This is a genomic window from Halobacteriovorax sp. RT-2-4, from assembly GCF_047085445.1.
Taxonomy (GTDB): domain Bacteria; phylum Bdellovibrionota; class Bacteriovoracia; order Bacteriovoracales; family Bacteriovoracaceae; genus Halobacteriovorax_A.
Window position 1 is genome coordinate 1,649,512 of record NZ_JBKIXY010000001.1, and the last position, 15,498, is coordinate 1,665,009.

Sequence of the window (15,498 nt, forward strand, 5' to 3'; positions counted from 1 at the left end):
TAATAGTGTTTAAACCATTTAGATCAACAACACCGAGGAAAAGTTATTTTGAAAAAATACTAATTATTCTCAACTCTGATTTTTTATTGAAATTATTCACCCAAATTTCCCCTCTTCCATACATAAGCCCCGTTGACTTACAGAAAAAGGAATCTTGATCTTGTTTTAGAATTATTCTTTTAATTTTTTTATTAATAATAGAATCGTAATTTTGTATAAATTCACTTTTGCTTTTCACAACTTTTTTCTCAGAAAGCCTCAGAGGATAGTTAATTATACTGGCAAGTTCTGTTTTTTTATCTTCTTTAATATCGCCAACTAACTTGTTGTGAAATTTCAAAAAGTCTTTTTTATCTGCAAGTCCGAGAGAATGCTTAACATTACAACCAGAGCTTTCTTTTGTAGCTGGAGTCAAAATTGGATCATTTGCAAAAGCACTCATGCTTATTAAAGTTATAATTAAATTTTTCATACATTTATCATCTCTTATTTTAAACAATATTCCCTTACTTAATTTCAGATATTTTCTTATAAGAGGTCTCAAAAGAAGAAAATATCTCTTCGCATCTATCAATAGCGTCATTTTCAGAAATATTTGTCTCTGAACACTCTTTTCGAACAACATTATAAGAGTCTAAACTTCGAGCAGCAGATCGTCGTAGTTCCTTAAACTCATCACTAGTCGTTCTCTCAAAAAAGGACTTTAGAGAGAGCATCTCTTTTTGAATCTTAAGTGAAGCAGAAATATTATAAAGTATGCCTCTCTCATGATCATGAGCAACTTCGATAACAATATCCATAAGCCTAGGAGGCAACATATTTGAAAAGAGAGCTAATCCTAGGGCCTTCTCAATTCCAATGGAATCATTTAAGACACTGCTTGGATTTGTATTAAGATATTGTGCAAATAATGTTGGTGAAATTTTCTTATAATTACTTTGAGAGCAAATATTAGAACAAAAAGACTTTATCGAGTTAGCTTTTAAAAAATCATCGACAATAATTCGTGCGCTAGTAGCGGCATTTGTCATCTCTCGCATTTTCTCTACTCGCGAGACCTCTTTATTATTCTTCTCATTATTTTTATCGTTTGATTCTACAAGAGCAGCATCAGGGATAACATTTTCTTCATCAGAACTATGTACTTCTTTATTATCATGCTTCTTAGATTTTTTATTATTAACTTTAATTACTTGGGGGTCTGCGACTTTAATGCCCTTAACAACATAGACTGTCGTTCCTAAGAAAATCATATAGCTTACGATGACAATAGCTATGATTGCGATAATAAAAACCTTTATCAATTTTTTGAATAATTTTATAACTCTCTCCACGAATTAGTCTGTCTTTAGTTAGTGGTGTGAATCTTCAGGTACCCAATAGGGTGCTGTAATAATTAAATAAATAAATTCGTCATTACCATCATTTATAAAGGCATGCTTTTCATTCGGTTTCGTATAGACCAAACTTCCGGCCTTAATGTGCTTCTCAACTCCATCAATAATTGCCCTTCCTGTACCGCTAATTACAAAGTATGACTCTTCTCTTTCTTTATGATAATGCTCGTCTGATTTTGTACCTGCAGGAAGTTTTACAATTGCAACTGTATGGTGCTCGCTTGCACCTGTTGAGTCATGCCTTCCAACAAGTACGCTGAACATATCTCCACCTGGAAAAGTTTTAAAATTAACATCTTTTACTGAGTCGATAATTTTCATCAAATCTCCAATAATTTATAAGGTGGCGCGTATCTTTTTCTTAAACTTTTAGAATCGTATCTAAGACGATATCTGATACTTGATGTGATGACCAAGATGAAACTAAATTAGATGTTCTGATATAAACATAGCTAAAAAAACAAGACCCTAAGAACACAAGACATTTAAACTCAAATGGATATTGAGTATGTGTACTAACCATAATCAATGATGGAATAACTATCGCAATCCATTTATTGCGGAATAATGCTAGAGAAACACCAACAAGTAGGGCCCTATAACTTATTTCTTCATAATAATTAGAGAAAATATTCCCAAGAATACTTTGAGAGTTAATTAGAAATTGAAAATCATATCCGCGGATTAACCAATAAATAATAAAAAGCACAGATAAAACAAGAGCACTTACGATACCATATAAGAGGGCCGCCTTTATATTAACTAAATACTTTGGGAGTCTTATTACGCCTAATTTGTAAGCAATAAAAATCATAATATATGAGCAAATCGCGCTAAATATTGATCCATAAATAAGCAAGTGACTAAAAAAAAGCTTTGGTTTTAAAACTCCGTTTTTAATATAACCATAGAAAAGATTCATTAAAATATCTTTCCCATAGTACCAACTTACATAATAAATAGTTATGGCCATGATAAATACGGCCACTCTTTTTAAAAGTTCGCAATCTTCATAGTATAATTTTTCATTTAAATTAGAATTCATAACCTCTACTTTCATTTATTCTCATATAATCGTCTATTTCATAGGTGCATATATCATTTTCAATATAATGACAGAATTAATAGAATTGAGGTCATAATTGGAATCATTACAGAATACTGTCTGAAAAACATACAAGTCTAACTAAACTATACCGTACGCGCCATAAAAACGATGATTAGCTACAAGTAGGATCGATATCCACGTCGCAAATTCCGCACATCTCTTTCTTATCAGCATACTGTGTGTTTTCACAGTAGCCAGCATAGTCACCGTGGTCTAAGTGATCTTGAACTGCGTTTTTGTTGATTGTGATTTCCTTGGCCTTATCTGGATTTCCTGGAGGCACGTGACAGATAATAATCTTGTTACCTTGCTTTGGGCATCTAAGAAGTGGTCTTCCTTTGGCGAAGATAGAAGACGTCGTCATGGCCAATACTAAGAATGTGATTGTTGCTTTCATAATTCCTCCAAAATCTCCTTTATTATAACATCAAATAAGGAAGCTCCTGCTTTTGTTAAACCATTAAAAATACGAGAATTTTCAAGATTACTTTAATCAATAATTAATATTCAAACACTCAACATATTGAAATCCTTATGTATAATTATGAGTGATCGAAAGTTTTGAGGGATAAATGCCAAATACAACAATCAGAGAAAGTTACGACTATATTATTATTGGATCAGGTTTCGGCGGTTCGGTTTCAGCACTAAGACTTGCTGAAAAAGGATATAGTGTCTTAGTCGTTGAAAAAGGGAAAGACTTCTCTGATACAACGAAGTTTCCAAAAACTAATTGGAATCTTCCAAGGTGGATGTGGCTTCCTCAGTTGAAGTTCTTTGGTATCCAGCAATTGACCTTCTTTAAGCATATCTCAGTTCTAAGTGGTGTTGGTGTCGGTGGCGGATCTCTTGTCTACGCTAATACACTTCCAAAGCCTAAGTCACAATTCTTTAATCACGGCCCTTGGAAAGATTTAAATAATTGGGAAGAAGAGCTCTCTCCATATTACGATCTTGCTTGGAAAATGCTTGGTGCAGAAAAGACAAGACACTATGGTGATGCAGATCACACAATGCTCGAACTTGCTAAAAATATTGGACGAGAAGATTACTTTGATTCAACAAAGGTCTCTGTCTATTTTGGAGAAGAAGGTAAAGAAGGTGTAGAAGTAGCTGATCCATATTTTGAGGGAAAAGGGCCAACACGCTCTGGCTGTATCTCATGCGGTGCCTGCATGACAGGTTGTCGTCATAATGCAAAGAATACTCTTGATAAGAATTACCTCTATCTTGCACGACAACTTGGAGTTGATATTCTTGCTGAAAATAAAGCAGTAAAAGTTTCACCTCTCGATGGTGCTAATGGAAAGACAGGTTACGAAGTTACTTTAAAAGAATCGACAAGGTACTTTGGAAAAAAAAGAAACCTGAAGGCCAATGGGGTTATCTTTAGTGCAGGTGTTCTAGGAACTATTAACTTACTACTTGATTTAAAAAAGACAACGCTTCCAAAATTATCACCAGCTCTCGGTGATACTATCAGAACAAATAATGAAGCGCTTATTCTCAATACGACCTATAGGAAAGATATTGATATGACCAAGGGAGTTGCTATTGGTTCAATTATCGACATTGATGAGCACTCTCATCTTGAGCCAACTCGTTACGGCAAAGGATCGGGATTCTGGCGTGTGCTTATGGTTCCAATGATTTCAGAGCCTAATTTCTTTTTAAGAATGATTAAGCTTGCGATAGAGCCATTAAGAGATCCTATTAAGTGGTTTAAAGTTTTAACAGTAAAAGATTTCGCAAAACAAACAAATATCCATCTATTTATGCAGCACCTTGATAGTACTCTAAAATTCACAAAGGGTATTTTTGGAATGAAGTCAGTTCTCTCAAAAGGAGAGGCCCCTACTGCGTTTATTAAAACAGCACATCAAATGGCCAAAGAGTACTGTAAAATCATTGATGGAAAGCCAATGGTTATGTTTACTGAAACCTTAACAGGGATTCCTTCGACGGCACATATTCTGGGAGGAGCATGTATGGGAGAAAGTGAAAAAGAAGGTGTTATCGACAAAGACAATAAAGTATTCAATTACGAAAATATGTATGTCTTTGACGGATCAATGATCTCAGCGAATCCTGGAGTTAATCCTTCATTATCGATTACTGCAATTACTGAATATGGAATGAGTAAAATACCAGCTAAGAGCAATTAAGATACTGGTGGCCACTTAAGGCCACCTACTTCCCATGCCAGACGACAGAATATAAATCATGTCTGCGATCTTTTAAATTTTTCACAGCTCCATTTTGTCTTGCTTCTAAAAGTGTATCAATTCTTAAGTCTGCAATTGCGACCATCTCAACATTTGGCGTTGTATCTGCAGCAATTCCATCTTTTGCAAAAGGAAAGTCACATGGAGTTAGAATACAACTTTGAGCGTATTGGATATCGACATTGTTTACACGAGGAAGGTTTCCAACATTTCCGGCCATGGCCACATAGATTTGATTTTCAATGGCACGGGCCTGACAACAAAACTTCACACGACAATAGGCTTGTCGGTTATCAGTTAAGAATGGAACAAAGAGAATGTTTATCCCTTGATTGGCGAGGTGTCTTGTGAGCTCTGGAAACTCACTATCGTAACAGATTAAAACACCAATCGGGCCACAGTCAGTATCAATAACCTTAACCTCATCTCCCCCTTCAATATTCCACCAATATTGTTCATCTGGCGTTGGGTGGATTTTTGCTTGTTCGTGAATCTGTCCATCACGAAGGCAAATATAGCTAATATTATGGACACGATCCCCAACTTTTGTTGGATGAGAACCAGCGATAATATTGACGTTATACTTTACAGCGAGGCGCTGAAAGAGCGCTTTTACATCTTCTGTGTAAGCAGTCATATGCTCAATTGCAACATTGGCCTCAACTTCTTCATTTTTGATTGAAAGTAGCTGCATCGTAAACAATTCTGGAAATAGAACGAAGTCAGCACGATAGTCTGCCGTTACATCAACATAGTATTCAACAAGATCTTCAAACTCCTTGAAGCTAGAAATACCTCGTTGTTGATACTGAACACTAACGACTCGAACTGAATTTTGCTGAACAGGGCGATCTTTCTTACTCTCTTGCGCTTGATATTCAGGGTTCTCCCAAATCAAGTGAACTCCATATCCCATCGACTCTTTATCAGTAGGAAGATATTTTTCAAGAACACCTAAAACTTCAAAACCATTTCGAAGTTGGAAGCCAAGAGTTGTATCTCTAATTTTTTTCTCTTTTACTTTTTCAATATAATCTTCAACACTTTCAACTTGTTTGATACGTCGATGTAAACTTGGAATACGACCGACAAATACGATACCTTTTAATCGCTCATACTTAACAAGTCTTTTTCTAGCATTATATAATCTTTGACCTATTCGATGACCACGAATTGATGGGTCGACACAAGTTTCATAACCATAGAGATAATCACCATCTTCGTCATGAGTCGAGCCATATCCCCTTCCTGTAATACTGGCCCATGTGTGTTTTTTAAATACTGTTTTTTCAGGAAGTAGTATACTTGCCGAGTAGCCAACAATTTTACCATTTAGTGTAGCAACAAAGTTTCCTTCTGGATAATTTGTAATCTGACCGCGAATCATTCCCTTTGTATAATCATCAGGAAACCCAGTATAAGAACGGGCCACTAAATCATGAATTCCATCAATATCTTTTAAATTAGAAAGCCTTACTTCAAGCTTCACATCTTTTGCTTTTATCGTCATTTCATCATCCTTGATAAATCTATTTTATCAATAAAATCGCTGCTTTCAAGGCTCACTTAAGTATTTAAAATCTTTAGAGAAAATAAAGCTTTTTTACAATTTTGGACCATGTTACAATTAACATATGACAGCAAAGCGTGATGAATTCACTATCATTACTACATTCAACTGCAATTGGGATTGTACTTACTGCATAATTGATACTCATGAGCGCAATAAAAAGAATCCAATTAGCAAGGAGATGCTGCTCGACAAAGTTTACTCTGTTACAGAAGGTGCACAAGTAAGCTTAAGCGGGGGTGAGCCAGGCCTTATCGATCCCAAAACAATGGAAAAGGTTTTTGATCATTTAGTAAAACTGAATTGTACTATTGATGTTTTTACAAATGGTCTTTTTATCAAAAGATACGGTGATAAGTATTTAAAACATATTGATGAAGTCCTTTATCACTGTGTTGAGTATCTAGATCACGAAATCGAATTTCCTGACTTAGATGAAGAACAAGTCACCTACGTAATTATTGTAACAAATGATAATCATCATCAAGTTGATGACTTCCTTGATCGCTACCCTCATATTTCATTCAAACTGGCCTGTAACTCGAAACATGGCCAAACCCTGAACCGTGGTGATGCCTTTAAGCTATTTATGAGAAATAAGCATAGAATTAGCGAAGATAGTTTTGAAACTCTCTTCCGCTATCACTGTGATTGTAACCTTATCTAATAATAGACCTTGATCGAACTACTTAACTCGTCTCTTAGAACTTGAGCAAAGTCTAAAATAGCACCGCTTTGATTAACAAGATTTAACCAATCATTCGCAGTCATTTCGACAAATTCATTATGAGCAACGAGTGTTAGAACAAAATCAAAGCCGCTGTTTTTATCTTTTTTATGATCACGATAAGGATCATAAGCTTCGACAACTCGATCACTTATATTCTTGAGTTCTTCATAGACTTGCATCGCTCTAGAGTCTCTAAAGTCATTACAATTCTTTTTATACGTAAGACCTAGTACGAGAATTTTATCATTATTCTTAGTTAAGGAAATAACCCTACTTACAATAGACTCAACCATAGAATCATTTATACGGCGTGAGTGAAGTATTATAGAATCTGAAGAGTTATCTAGGAACTTAGAAAGGTAGTGCGGATCAACACTAATACAGTGTCCACCGACAAGGCCCTTATTAACATTTGGGAAATTCCACTTTGTTCGTGCAAGCCTTAGGGCCTCATTGAAATCGATACCTTTGCTTATTGCACCAAGATAGAATTCATTCATCATGGCGATATTGATATCTCTAGACGTATTTTCTAGAAGCTTAGCAAATTCACTTGCAATGATGTCATAGCTTCTCTCAACTTGCTTAAATATCTTATTATAAATTCCAACAAGTTCTTCAAGCTTCTCACTAGACTCACAGGCTACAACCTTAACAATGTCTTCAAACGCTACAGTATTATCACTGGGACTAATTCTTTCAGGAGAAAAAGCAAAGTTCACATCATCCCTACCAAGATACTCTTTAAGCGCGTTTGTAGTACCAGGTACGACAGTTGATTCGATAACTATCGTATCTCCAGGGTTCAGGTAATCTCTAAGCCCCTCTATGGCCTTAATAACAAGATCCTGGTTTGGTTGTTGATTAGAGTCTATAGGAGTAGGAACCGTAATTAGATAGAAATCAACGGCCTTTAAAGCAGATACATCAGAGCTGAAATTACAGCCACATTCAAGAATGTCATTTTTAGAGAACTGATTAGACGGATCGACACCTTCCTTTAGAAGGTTGATCTTTTCTTCATCAATATCATATGCAATTGTTTCAAAGAATTGTGGGAATCTAACAGCTAAGTTGATTCCCACATATCCGACACCGATAATGGCGATTTTTGTCTTATTCATTTTTTTATTCTAAAGGTGCTATAGGAATAGAGCAAACCTCTTCATACTTATGTGCATCTTCACCATTACAAAGAGCATTCATTAGTAGATTTACTCTAAACTTGAGTTCATCGTTTTCACGCTTAAGCTCTTTAATGGCGGCAGTGTTTACTGCTGGCATTTTTGTATATTGTACATTCAGTAAACCAGTTTCAGGATCTCTCTCAACAACTTCAGGAAATACCTTTTCTAAATCTTGTGCGATATAACCAATATCTTTTCTTCCAGTATCCTTCCACACAAATGAAACACCTTTTACTCTTTCAAGTTTATCTAGTACCCCATCTAATACTGCTACATCATCTTTAACACTTTCGTCTGAAAGGAAGTTAATGTACGAACCGTCATATAAATTAATAACTCTAGTAGTGGTAATTGTCGAACTTGGATCACCTATATTCAAATTACCATATAAATTCAAATGCGCTACTTCTTGTGATTTACCAATTGTCACACTTGGTCCATATGGATTTAAATGTAAGCCTCCAGTTGATGTACCATTTGACACCTGAATCTCATTTTCATCAAAGGCCATAAAAGTTGAACCTGCTCCCATAACTTTAAGAGGCGCATTCGCAGGTGCTGTTGTTCCATTACTAATCTCTGAAGATCCTGCACCACCACCAACTTGGACACGGCCAAATGGGTTTAATTCAAGTGGACCACCATTCGTTTGTATAGAACTATCATCAACAGATAAGTATCGACTTGCACTTCCTAGTTTTACTCGTAAAGGAGCATTGGCGGCACCAGCATCACCAATTGCAGCAGAATCACTACTACCAATAGTTACAGCATTAGTAATTGAAGTATCTGGCGTAGTTTTAAGAGTTGTTAGCTTAACGTCTTTACAACCACCATCGACTCCATCAATTGTTCCACCTAGATTTCGACAAGCACTATCAAGGAACTCATCCGCTGTACTATAACAAGACTGTATTTGTCCTGCAGCATTTACAACGACCATCATGCTGATTCGCTTTGTAATATCGATACTACCAACAGAACTCTTCTTAATAACATCATCACTTGTTCCAACTGTTCCCTTTCTAAATGTGATGAGTAGTTGTGCTTCTAACTTTGTAAAAGGGACTGCTCCAACTGTATAATTTTGAAGAGAACCATAAGTACCTGTCTTAGGATCAAAGTATCTTCTTACCTGCATTGAATTAACGTTTACAGTATCTGGACCTGCACCTAATTCCTTACCTATTGTATAGATATTATCGTCATTTGCATCTTTAATCGCTGGTACATTTTGAGTAGTTGAATAATTAGGAGCATTACCGATATCTATTCCTTGTAACGTATTCTTACAGGCATCTCCATTAGATAAAATCCCCGTAATTCTTTGTGTTTCTTGCTGAACATTAAAGACTTGAGATGCACGCTTAGAAGTTCTGTTAATATTACTCATCATATTAACAACCGCAAGCGATAGTACACCGATAAGACCGGCCGCAACCATTACTTCAGCGAGAGTAAAACCAAATTGATTTGAGTTATTTTTCTTCTTCATTGAGACACCCCAGAAACATGCAATATGCTATAATTATAAGTGTAATTAAAATTTGATGCATTATTATTAACTAAATAATTTTACCAATAGATAAAATTACTGCAAGTGGCTGAATTTATGACCAGACGTAAAATGATAGTAAGTGGTGGCCTTGGCTTCCTTGGTAGCGAAATCGCCAAGAATTTCTTTCAAGAATTCGACATCACGATAATCGACAATTTATCGACAAACGTCCTTACAATAGACGATTTAGCACGTATATGTGGTGAAATCTCGTACAAAAATATGGACTTGGCCAATATGTCTGAAGAGGATAAAATCTGGCTTAATACTGAACTAAAAGACACCACAATTTTTTGTCACTTTGCTGCCGCTGTAGGAGTAAAAAAAATTGATCAATCACCCAGAGATGCAATCATTAATGAGAACAAGATAAATCACGATCTACTACCACTTTTGGCCAAATTCAAAACAAGGTTAATCTTTGCATCAAGTTCTGAGGTTTACGGTAACCGAGAGGATTGTAAAGAAGAGCAAAATCTACAAATAGGCTCTCCCGATACACTTAGATGGGGATATGCCTGCAACAAGCTTATGACAGAGTTCTTAATCAAGAGTCACGAAATTCCACATATTATTTTAAGACTATTTAATGTAACAGGACCAGGACAATCACCTGAGTATGGCATGGTTATTCCTAAAATGGTTAGGGATGCTAAAAGAGATGGAAGAATACAAATATTTGGAGACGGAAAACAAACGAGGGCGTTTTGCCACGTTAAGGACCTTATCAGCGCAATGAAATATCTTATCAACGAAGATCGATTTGATAATCAGACAATTAATATTGGAAATGATAAAAATCGAGTCACGATCGAAGAATTAGCAACTCAAATCAAGTTAACATTAGATAAAAGTATAAAAATAGAAAAGATACCTTTTAACCATGAGTATAGTAAGAATTCAAAAGATATTTTGAAGAGATCTCCAAATATTGAAAAACTAAAAAGCTTCTATACTCCTAAAGTTACACTTCAAGAAATAATTAAAGACATAGTGCAAGGTTATGATGAATAAATTGGATAAACCTATATTAATGATTCATGAAGTATATGAATGGATGCTTAATTTGGATCTTTCAGAATATATCATTACATTTGATGATGGTCTTTATTCTCAGTACAAATACTTAGAGCATTTCTTAAAATTTAACACACCAAAAATCTTTTTTATTTCTACAAATATAATTTCTCCAGAAGACGAAATTCAAAATAAAGAGACAATTCCATGTGCAAGAGCACATGAGCTTTTCTTTAAGAATAAAGTAACAAATAATTATATGAAATGGAGCCAAATTAAAGAAATAGCAAATACAGCAAATTGCTATATAGGTGGCCACTCTCATAAACATAAAGATCTAAGAAAAAATATAAGTTTAAAAGAACTACATAGTCACTTAAAAAATGATACCGACACGATGATAAGTGAATTCGAGAAGAAAGGAATTCAAATCAAAGACTTTTGTTTTCCATATAATTACGAAGCGCCATTATATAAAGAAGTCTTAAAACAAAAAGGTATTACTAATATATATGGGAGCGGACGAATCGCAATTGAGGAACTCAAAAATGCAATATAACAATCAAGACATTATTGCTATTGGAGAAGGATCCCCTCTAAACATAAATTGGGAGATGGTATCTCATTGTCAATTTGACTGTAGTTATTGCTATTACAGACCTTTTACAAGTGACACTAATTATACAACATTAAGTAAAATCGTTTTAAAGAAACTCAAGGCAATAGAAGAAGACTTCATCATTAATTTAATTGGTGGTGAACCCACTCTACACCCAAATTTCCTAGAAATAATTGAAGAATTAATTAAGATTGAAAAATTAAGAGAAATTAGAATAGTTACAAATTTTGTAAAACCTGAGAATTTTTGGTCTAAAATACCTAAGAATAACAAAATCAAAATCACTGCAAGTTTTCACCCTGAATACCCAAACAAAGATTTTGTAAAAAAAGCGGATATTCTATCTGGCCAGTATAAAATTGATATTGCCTTTCTATTCACTAATAAAATAGATGAGTATAATCAATATAAGAATATATTTGATGATTTATACCGACTAGCTTCAAATAAAAAATTAACTTTAAATTGCATAAGACTACACAATGAGACACAACAACAAGTTTCATATGAAGCATATCAAGAAGTAATCGAATCCTTTATAAAAGAATGTGAAGCTAAAATAACTCTACTAGAAAATAAAGAAACAACCTTAATAAAATTAAAAAACTCGATTCACCACCTTTCTAAATCAGATTTTTTAAATCATGGTTATAATAGGCTTAAAGGTTGGAGGTGTGACATTAGGGCATTTATCATTCATTATGATGCTCAAGTATCCTATGCTTGTAAAAACACGAAAAAACACATTCTAACTTGTGACTTTAAAACGACAGCAATCACATGCCCTTTTGAAGTCTGCCAGTGTGATGATTATTGGAGTTTTGAAAAGGTAGCGCCATGAAAAACAAAGTATTAGTAGTAGTTGCCCATGCAGATGATGAAGTACTAGGCTGTGGAGCAACAATTAATAAACATATTAATTGTGGTGATGAAGTATTCATACTAGTCCTAACGGACAGTACTTCTGCACAAGGGAAAGATATAGAAAACCGTCATCAAGAATTCCTAAAGGCCATGAATATCCTGGGAGTAGAAAGATTTAAAAAGTTAGATTTTAAAGACAATCGCCTAGATGGCCATGAGCTCATCGACATAATACAGAAGATAGAATCTGTTAAAAAAGAATTTTGTCCCAATATTGTCTACACACACTCATCTAATGATTTGAATATTGATCATCAAATCACCAATAAAGCAGTATTAACTGCTTTTAGAGCACTACCAGAGAATTTAACCACCCATATTCTTTCTTTTGATATACCTTCAAGTATTGAATTTCAATCTTCGCAATATCAACAAACAAGAAAAAACTATTTCAATTCAATAGATAGTGAGGACTTGAAAATAAAGATTAAGGCCATGTGCGCTTACGAAAGTGAATTGCATGCCTTCCCTCATCCTCGTTCGATTGAAAATTTAGAAGTTCTCGCAAAAACAGAAGGCACAAAGTGCGGGAAATTATTAGCTGAGTCCTTCTACATCGAGCGTATTATTAATTAGAATAAAATTTAGCTATAAGCTCCACGATGTAACTTATTTCATTATCTTCGAGAGTTTCGTAAAAAGGTAAGCTTAAAGATGTAGAGTAATAGCTTTCAGCACCTGAAAACACTAACTCATCTTTTTTCCAATATGAATGTAAATGAAGAGGTTTAAAGTGAATAGAAGTTTGGACTCCATTATCAGCCAAATGAATTTGAAGCTCTTTTCTATTTTCAGCATGTATGACAAAAAGAGAGGAAATAATATTTTCACTATGATCTAAACAAGAAATTTGTGGAATATCCTTCAGAAGATTCTGATATCGAGCAACTCTTGATTCTCGACGTTTTATTTTTTCATCAAGTGCATATATCTGATCTTTCAAAATAACTGCACTAAGATCAGTCATATTTGCTTTTCGGCCAAGACATTCAATATCATATTCTATCGGAGAAATACGCTTAATTCCATGCAAGCGAACCTTACGTAAATCTTCTAATTTACTCTCATCAGATAGAACAAAACCACCTCCATCAGGCGATGATAGTATTTTATTAGGATAAAAACTAAAGAATGCTGCATCAACAAAATGATCGAAACAATCTTTATAAATAAGTTGAGCTAAATCTTCAATAATATCAAATCCATAGCTTTGTTTTAATTCTTTAAGCTTCTCTCTGTCATAAAGATGCCCGCCAATTGATACGGGAATAACACAATCAACTTTATGAGAATTTAATATCAATTTTAGAGACGCTATATCAATCATTCCTGTTTTTACATCTACATCACAGAAAATAACCTTATGCCCTAATCTTCGAGGTACTTCTGCAGTAGCTGCGAATGTATTCACTGGAACAACGATATTGACCTTTGAGTCAGGATAAAATGCATCTATTAAAATTTCAAAGGCTGAAGTAGCGCTACTTGTACAAGTAAAATTGGGAAAATTAAATGTTTCAGCTAATATATTCTCAACCTCGCTAACTTCACGTCCACCAGTCCAGTGACCTGATTCAATCACCCTTTTAATTTCCATTGGTAATGAGCTACTAGAATATGGACGAAAAAGAGGTATTTTCATTATTTATATAAAATTTTCTCTTGGGCTTCATACACAGGGTACTCTCGCGACAAGATATCCTTTAAGTCGTAGAATGGATTGAGATTTTTTTCAAAATAAAATATTGTATTTATATTATAATCGCAGATATACATAAAAATTGGTCGACGTTTTTGAATTTCAACATATTTTAGATCGACAATTTTAATTTCACCGCTGTCTAAATGCTTATACACTTTAGAATAGAGTTGATTATAGAAAGGGAAAAGCACATTTCGATCACTTCCCCATAAATTTCTTGTTAAGGTTACAACTGTTTCACAATCGCTTTTTTTAAGATCATCCATCTTGAACCAACCATCTTCTTCGCGATAATATTCAAAAACAAGAAAACTCTCAGATTCTTCTAGAAGCGTAGGTAGAATTGTTTTTTTATTCATTACTTTACGATATTTATTCAAGAGATCATCAAAAGTAAAATTCAGTTTACGATCGATATCTGGAGCATCAGTAACAAGATACTTAAGCGCCGGCTTAAAAACATATTTACGATTACCTACAGGTATAAAATAAAAGCTTTTACTCTTACCAAATCCTGTACCGACTGGTACATCGATATCAAATTCCTCTTTTAGCTTTTTTTGAGCTGCATAAAGAAATTCAATCTTTTTTTCTCGCATGATATGTTCAATATCCATCTAGACTTCCTTCATCCTTTTGAAGTAGGCAATACGCTCTCTAACTTTATCATACTTTGAGCTAGGATAAAGATGCTCATGCCAAAAGTAGATATTCTTCAATTTTTCTTTAGGGAAAGTAGAAATAGATGCATATCCTTCACCTACTTGATAATACTGAATTGGAAAAACATCTAGTCGGCCTTCATTATAAGCCTTCTCTATTACATATTCTTCCAAGAAGTACTTCTCTACATTTTGACAATTTTTTTGCCAACGTTCATCACCATTAGTTTCATAAAGCTTCATAAGCTCTTCAAAGAAAAATTTATAAAATCCACTTTCGCGGCGAGAAATGATAAATCCAGTATCGAGAGGATTATCCCAATCTTCTCCGATAAAACGTTGGTCTTTCTTAGAAATATCATCGTACTGCCCTACAACAATCTTATTTTCATTGTAAACGACATCAAATAAATTTTGATCAATTGGTTTAATTAAATTCATATCGAGATCAATATGAATTAGAATATCTTCCTCTAATTCCTGTTCAAGAAGCATTCCACAAAAAGGAACATTCACAAAACCTGATTCAAAATGCTTTGTTTCTTCGTGATACTTTTCTATATAGGTAACATCTAGTTCCTTGAATTTCTCTTTAGTCTTTTGCGAAACAGTATTGTGAGTTGGGCAATAAGTATATATTGGAATATCCTTCAATTCACCAGCGTTAGTTCGCCAATTCTCAAAACAAAGAATCGCCTCATCTTCATAATGTCTTTGATTTTCAAAAGTAATCCCCTTCTCATCGTTAGTACTTTGGCCATTACTTTCAATCATTGTTATAAGTGCAATCTTCATATGT

Annotated in this window: 17 protein-coding genes; 6 read left to right on the forward strand and 11 right to left on the reverse strand. The window is 34.3% G+C overall.

Annotated elements, in window-relative coordinates; genetic code table 11:
• Nucleotides 1-43: 43 nt before the first annotated feature.
• From ACMAYL_RS07815 to ACMAYL_RS07835, 5 genes are all read right to left on the reverse strand, one after another.
• Nucleotides 44-472 carry a hypothetical protein gene (locus ACMAYL_RS07815; protein ID WP_412470960.1) on the reverse strand — a complete coding sequence of 143 codons (429 nt, stop codon included), beginning with the start codon at nucleotides 470-472 and terminating at the stop codon, nucleotides 44-46.
• Nucleotides 473-506: 34 nt separating this feature from the next.
• Nucleotides 507-1,304, reverse strand: a complete 798-nt coding sequence (locus ACMAYL_RS07820; protein WP_412469999.1) for a hypothetical protein — start codon at nucleotides 1,302-1,304, stop codon at nucleotides 507-509.
• Nucleotides 1,305-1,352: 48 nt separating this feature from the next.
• The gene (locus ACMAYL_RS07825; protein WP_412470961.1) at nucleotides 1,353-1,718 is read right to left on the reverse strand and encodes a cupin domain-containing protein; all 366 of its coding nucleotides are present in this window, start codon (nucleotides 1,716-1,718) and stop codon (nucleotides 1,353-1,355) included.
• Nucleotides 1,719-1,758: 40 nt separating this feature from the next.
• Nucleotides 1,759-2,457 (reverse strand): type II CAAX prenyl endopeptidase Rce1 family protein, encoded by a 699-nt coding sequence (locus ACMAYL_RS07830; protein ID WP_412470001.1) that lies wholly within the window; start codon nucleotides 2,455-2,457, stop codon nucleotides 1,759-1,761.
• 160 nt (nucleotides 2,458-2,617) lie between these two features.
• Nucleotides 2,618-2,902, reverse strand: coding sequence for a hypothetical protein (locus ACMAYL_RS07835; protein ID WP_412470002.1), 285 nt, complete (start codon nucleotides 2,900-2,902; stop codon nucleotides 2,618-2,620).
• Between the two features lie 175 nt (nucleotides 2,903-3,077).
• On the opposite strand from ACMAYL_RS07835, the gene ACMAYL_RS07840 reads away from it, so the two are divergent.
• Nucleotides 3,078-4,670, forward strand: a complete 1,593-nt coding sequence (locus tag ACMAYL_RS07840; protein WP_412470962.1) for a GMC oxidoreductase — start codon at nucleotides 3,078-3,080, stop codon at nucleotides 4,668-4,670.
• A gap of 25 nt (nucleotides 4,671-4,695) precedes the next feature.
• Here the strand turns inward: ACMAYL_RS07840 and ACMAYL_RS07845 are convergent, their stop codons facing one another.
• The gene (locus ACMAYL_RS07845; RefSeq protein WP_392990580.1) at nucleotides 4,696-6,240 is read right to left on the reverse strand and encodes a carbon-nitrogen hydrolase family protein; all 1,545 of its coding nucleotides are present in this window, start codon (nucleotides 6,238-6,240) and stop codon (nucleotides 4,696-4,698) included.
• Between the two features lie 124 nt (nucleotides 6,241-6,364).
• Here ACMAYL_RS07845 and ACMAYL_RS07850 point away from each other — a divergent pair, with 124 nt between their 5' ends.
• Nucleotides 6,365-6,967: a radical SAM protein gene (locus tag ACMAYL_RS07850; RefSeq protein ID WP_103218781.1), complete on the forward strand. Its 603-nt coding sequence runs from the start codon at nucleotides 6,365-6,367 to the stop codon at nucleotides 6,965-6,967.
• On the opposite strand, the gene ACMAYL_RS07855 is transcribed toward ACMAYL_RS07850, so the two are convergent.
• Together ACMAYL_RS07855 and ACMAYL_RS07860 are read right to left on the reverse strand one after the other, a co-directional pair.
• The gene (locus tag ACMAYL_RS07855; RefSeq protein WP_412470004.1) at nucleotides 6,964-8,154 is read right to left on the reverse strand and encodes a nucleotide sugar dehydrogenase; all 1,191 of its coding nucleotides are present in this window, start codon (nucleotides 8,152-8,154) and stop codon (nucleotides 6,964-6,966) included. The two genes, ACMAYL_RS07850 and ACMAYL_RS07855, sit on opposite strands and share 4 nt — an antisense overlap.
• A gap of 4 nt (nucleotides 8,155-8,158) precedes the next feature.
• Nucleotides 8,159-9,712, reverse strand: a complete 1,554-nt coding sequence (locus tag ACMAYL_RS07860) for a tail fiber domain-containing protein (RefSeq protein WP_412470005.1) — start codon at nucleotides 9,710-9,712, stop codon at nucleotides 8,159-8,161.
• Nucleotides 9,713-9,829: 117 nt separating this feature from the next.
• On the opposite strand from ACMAYL_RS07860, the gene ACMAYL_RS07865 reads away from it, so the two are divergent.
• From ACMAYL_RS07865 to ACMAYL_RS07880, 4 genes are read left to right on the forward strand one after another with little or no spacing between them, the layout of a single operon-like run.
• Nucleotides 9,830-10,789: an NAD-dependent epimerase/dehydratase family protein gene (locus tag ACMAYL_RS07865; protein WP_412470963.1), complete on the forward strand. Its 960-nt coding sequence runs from the start codon at nucleotides 9,830-9,832 to the stop codon at nucleotides 10,787-10,789.
• Nucleotides 10,790-10,808: 19 nt separating this feature from the next.
• Nucleotides 10,809-11,351 carry a polysaccharide deacetylase family protein gene (locus tag ACMAYL_RS07870; protein ID WP_412470964.1) on the forward strand — a complete coding sequence of 181 codons (543 nt, stop codon included), beginning with the start codon at nucleotides 10,809-10,811 and terminating at the stop codon, nucleotides 11,349-11,351.
• The gene (locus ACMAYL_RS07875; protein WP_412470007.1) at nucleotides 11,341-12,252 is read left to right on the forward strand and encodes a radical SAM protein; all 912 of its coding nucleotides are present in this window, start codon (nucleotides 11,341-11,343) and stop codon (nucleotides 12,250-12,252) included. The genes ACMAYL_RS07870 and ACMAYL_RS07875 overlap by 11 nt, the downstream gene beginning before the upstream one ends.
• Complete coding sequence (locus ACMAYL_RS07880; protein WP_412470965.1) at nucleotides 12,249-12,911, forward strand: PIG-L deacetylase family protein; 663 nt, start codon at nucleotides 12,249-12,251, stop codon at nucleotides 12,909-12,911. The genes ACMAYL_RS07875 and ACMAYL_RS07880 overlap by 4 nt, the downstream gene beginning before the upstream one ends.
• Here ACMAYL_RS07880 and ACMAYL_RS07885 read toward each other — a convergent pair.
• Genes ACMAYL_RS07885 through ACMAYL_RS07895 form a run of 3 tightly spaced genes read right to left on the reverse strand, consistent with a single transcriptional unit; the run spans nucleotide 12,904 to nucleotide 15,494 of the window.
• The gene (locus ACMAYL_RS07885) at nucleotides 12,904-13,977 is read right to left on the reverse strand and encodes a DegT/DnrJ/EryC1/StrS family aminotransferase (RefSeq protein WP_412470966.1); all 1,074 of its coding nucleotides are present in this window, start codon (nucleotides 13,975-13,977) and stop codon (nucleotides 12,904-12,906) included. The genes ACMAYL_RS07880 and ACMAYL_RS07885 overlap by 8 nt on opposite strands.
• The gene (locus ACMAYL_RS07890; protein WP_103218774.1) at nucleotides 13,977-14,654 is read right to left on the reverse strand and encodes a hypothetical protein; all 678 of its coding nucleotides are present in this window, start codon (nucleotides 14,652-14,654) and stop codon (nucleotides 13,977-13,979) included. The genes ACMAYL_RS07885 and ACMAYL_RS07890 overlap by 1 nt, the downstream gene beginning before the upstream one ends.
• The gene (locus ACMAYL_RS07895) at nucleotides 14,655-15,494 is read right to left on the reverse strand and encodes a hypothetical protein (RefSeq protein ID WP_412470967.1); all 840 of its coding nucleotides are present in this window, start codon (nucleotides 15,492-15,494) and stop codon (nucleotides 14,655-14,657) included.
• Between the last annotated feature and the right edge of the window lie 4 nt (nucleotides 15,495-15,498).

Excerpts from the sequence above, each read along its gene's own strand:
- ACMAYL_RS07815 (WP_412470960.1), bottom strand. The coding sequence starts at position 472 with ATGAAAAATTTAATTATAACTTTAATAAGCATGAGTGCTTTTGCAAAT.
- ACMAYL_RS07830 (WP_412470001.1), bottom strand. The coding sequence starts at position 2,457 with ATGAAAGTAGAGGTTATGAATTCTAATTTAAATGAAAAATTATACTAT.
- ACMAYL_RS07825 (WP_412470961.1), bottom strand. The coding sequence starts at position 1,718 with ATGAAAATTATCGACTCAGTAAAAGATGTTAATTTTAAAACTTTTCCA.
- ACMAYL_RS07870 (WP_412470964.1), top strand. The coding sequence starts at position 10,809 with ATGATTCATGAAGTATATGAATGGATGCTTAATTTGGATCTTTCAGAA.
- ACMAYL_RS07840 (WP_412470962.1), top strand. The coding sequence starts at position 3,078 with ATGCCAAATACAACAATCAGAGAAAGTTACGACTATATTATTATTGGA.
- ACMAYL_RS07890 (WP_103218774.1), bottom strand. The coding sequence starts at position 14,654 with ATGGATATTGAACATATCATGCGAGAAAAAAAGATTGAATTTCTTTAT.
- ACMAYL_RS07865 (WP_412470963.1), top strand. The coding sequence starts at position 9,830 with ATGACCAGACGTAAAATGATAGTAAGTGGTGGCCTTGGCTTCCTTGGT.
- ACMAYL_RS07880 (WP_412470965.1), top strand. The coding sequence starts at position 12,249 with ATGAAAAACAAAGTATTAGTAGTAGTTGCCCATGCAGATGATGAAGTA.
- ACMAYL_RS07845 (WP_392990580.1), bottom strand. The coding sequence starts at position 6,240 with ATGACGATAAAAGCAAAAGATGTGAAGCTTGAAGTAAGGCTTTCTAAT.
- ACMAYL_RS07835 (WP_412470002.1), bottom strand. The coding sequence starts at position 2,902 with ATGAAAGCAACAATCACATTCTTAGTATTGGCCATGACGACGTCTTCT.
- ACMAYL_RS07875 (WP_412470007.1), top strand. The coding sequence starts at position 11,341 with ATGCAATATAACAATCAAGACATTATTGCTATTGGAGAAGGATCCCCT.
- ACMAYL_RS07885 (WP_412470966.1), bottom strand. The coding sequence starts at position 13,977 with ATGAAAATACCTCTTTTTCGTCCATATTCTAGTAGCTCATTACCAATG.
- ACMAYL_RS07860 (WP_412470005.1), bottom strand. The coding sequence starts at position 9,712 with ATGAAGAAGAAAAATAACTCAAATCAATTTGGTTTTACTCTCGCTGAA.
- ACMAYL_RS07850 (WP_103218781.1), top strand. The coding sequence starts at position 6,365 with ATGACAGCAAAGCGTGATGAATTCACTATCATTACTACATTCAACTGC.
- ACMAYL_RS07895 (WP_412470967.1), bottom strand. The coding sequence starts at position 15,494 with ATGAAGATTGCACTTATAACAATGATTGAAAGTAATGGCCAAAGTACT.
- ACMAYL_RS07855 (WP_412470004.1), bottom strand. The coding sequence starts at position 8,154 with ATGAATAAGACAAAAATCGCCATTATCGGTGTCGGATATGTGGGAATC.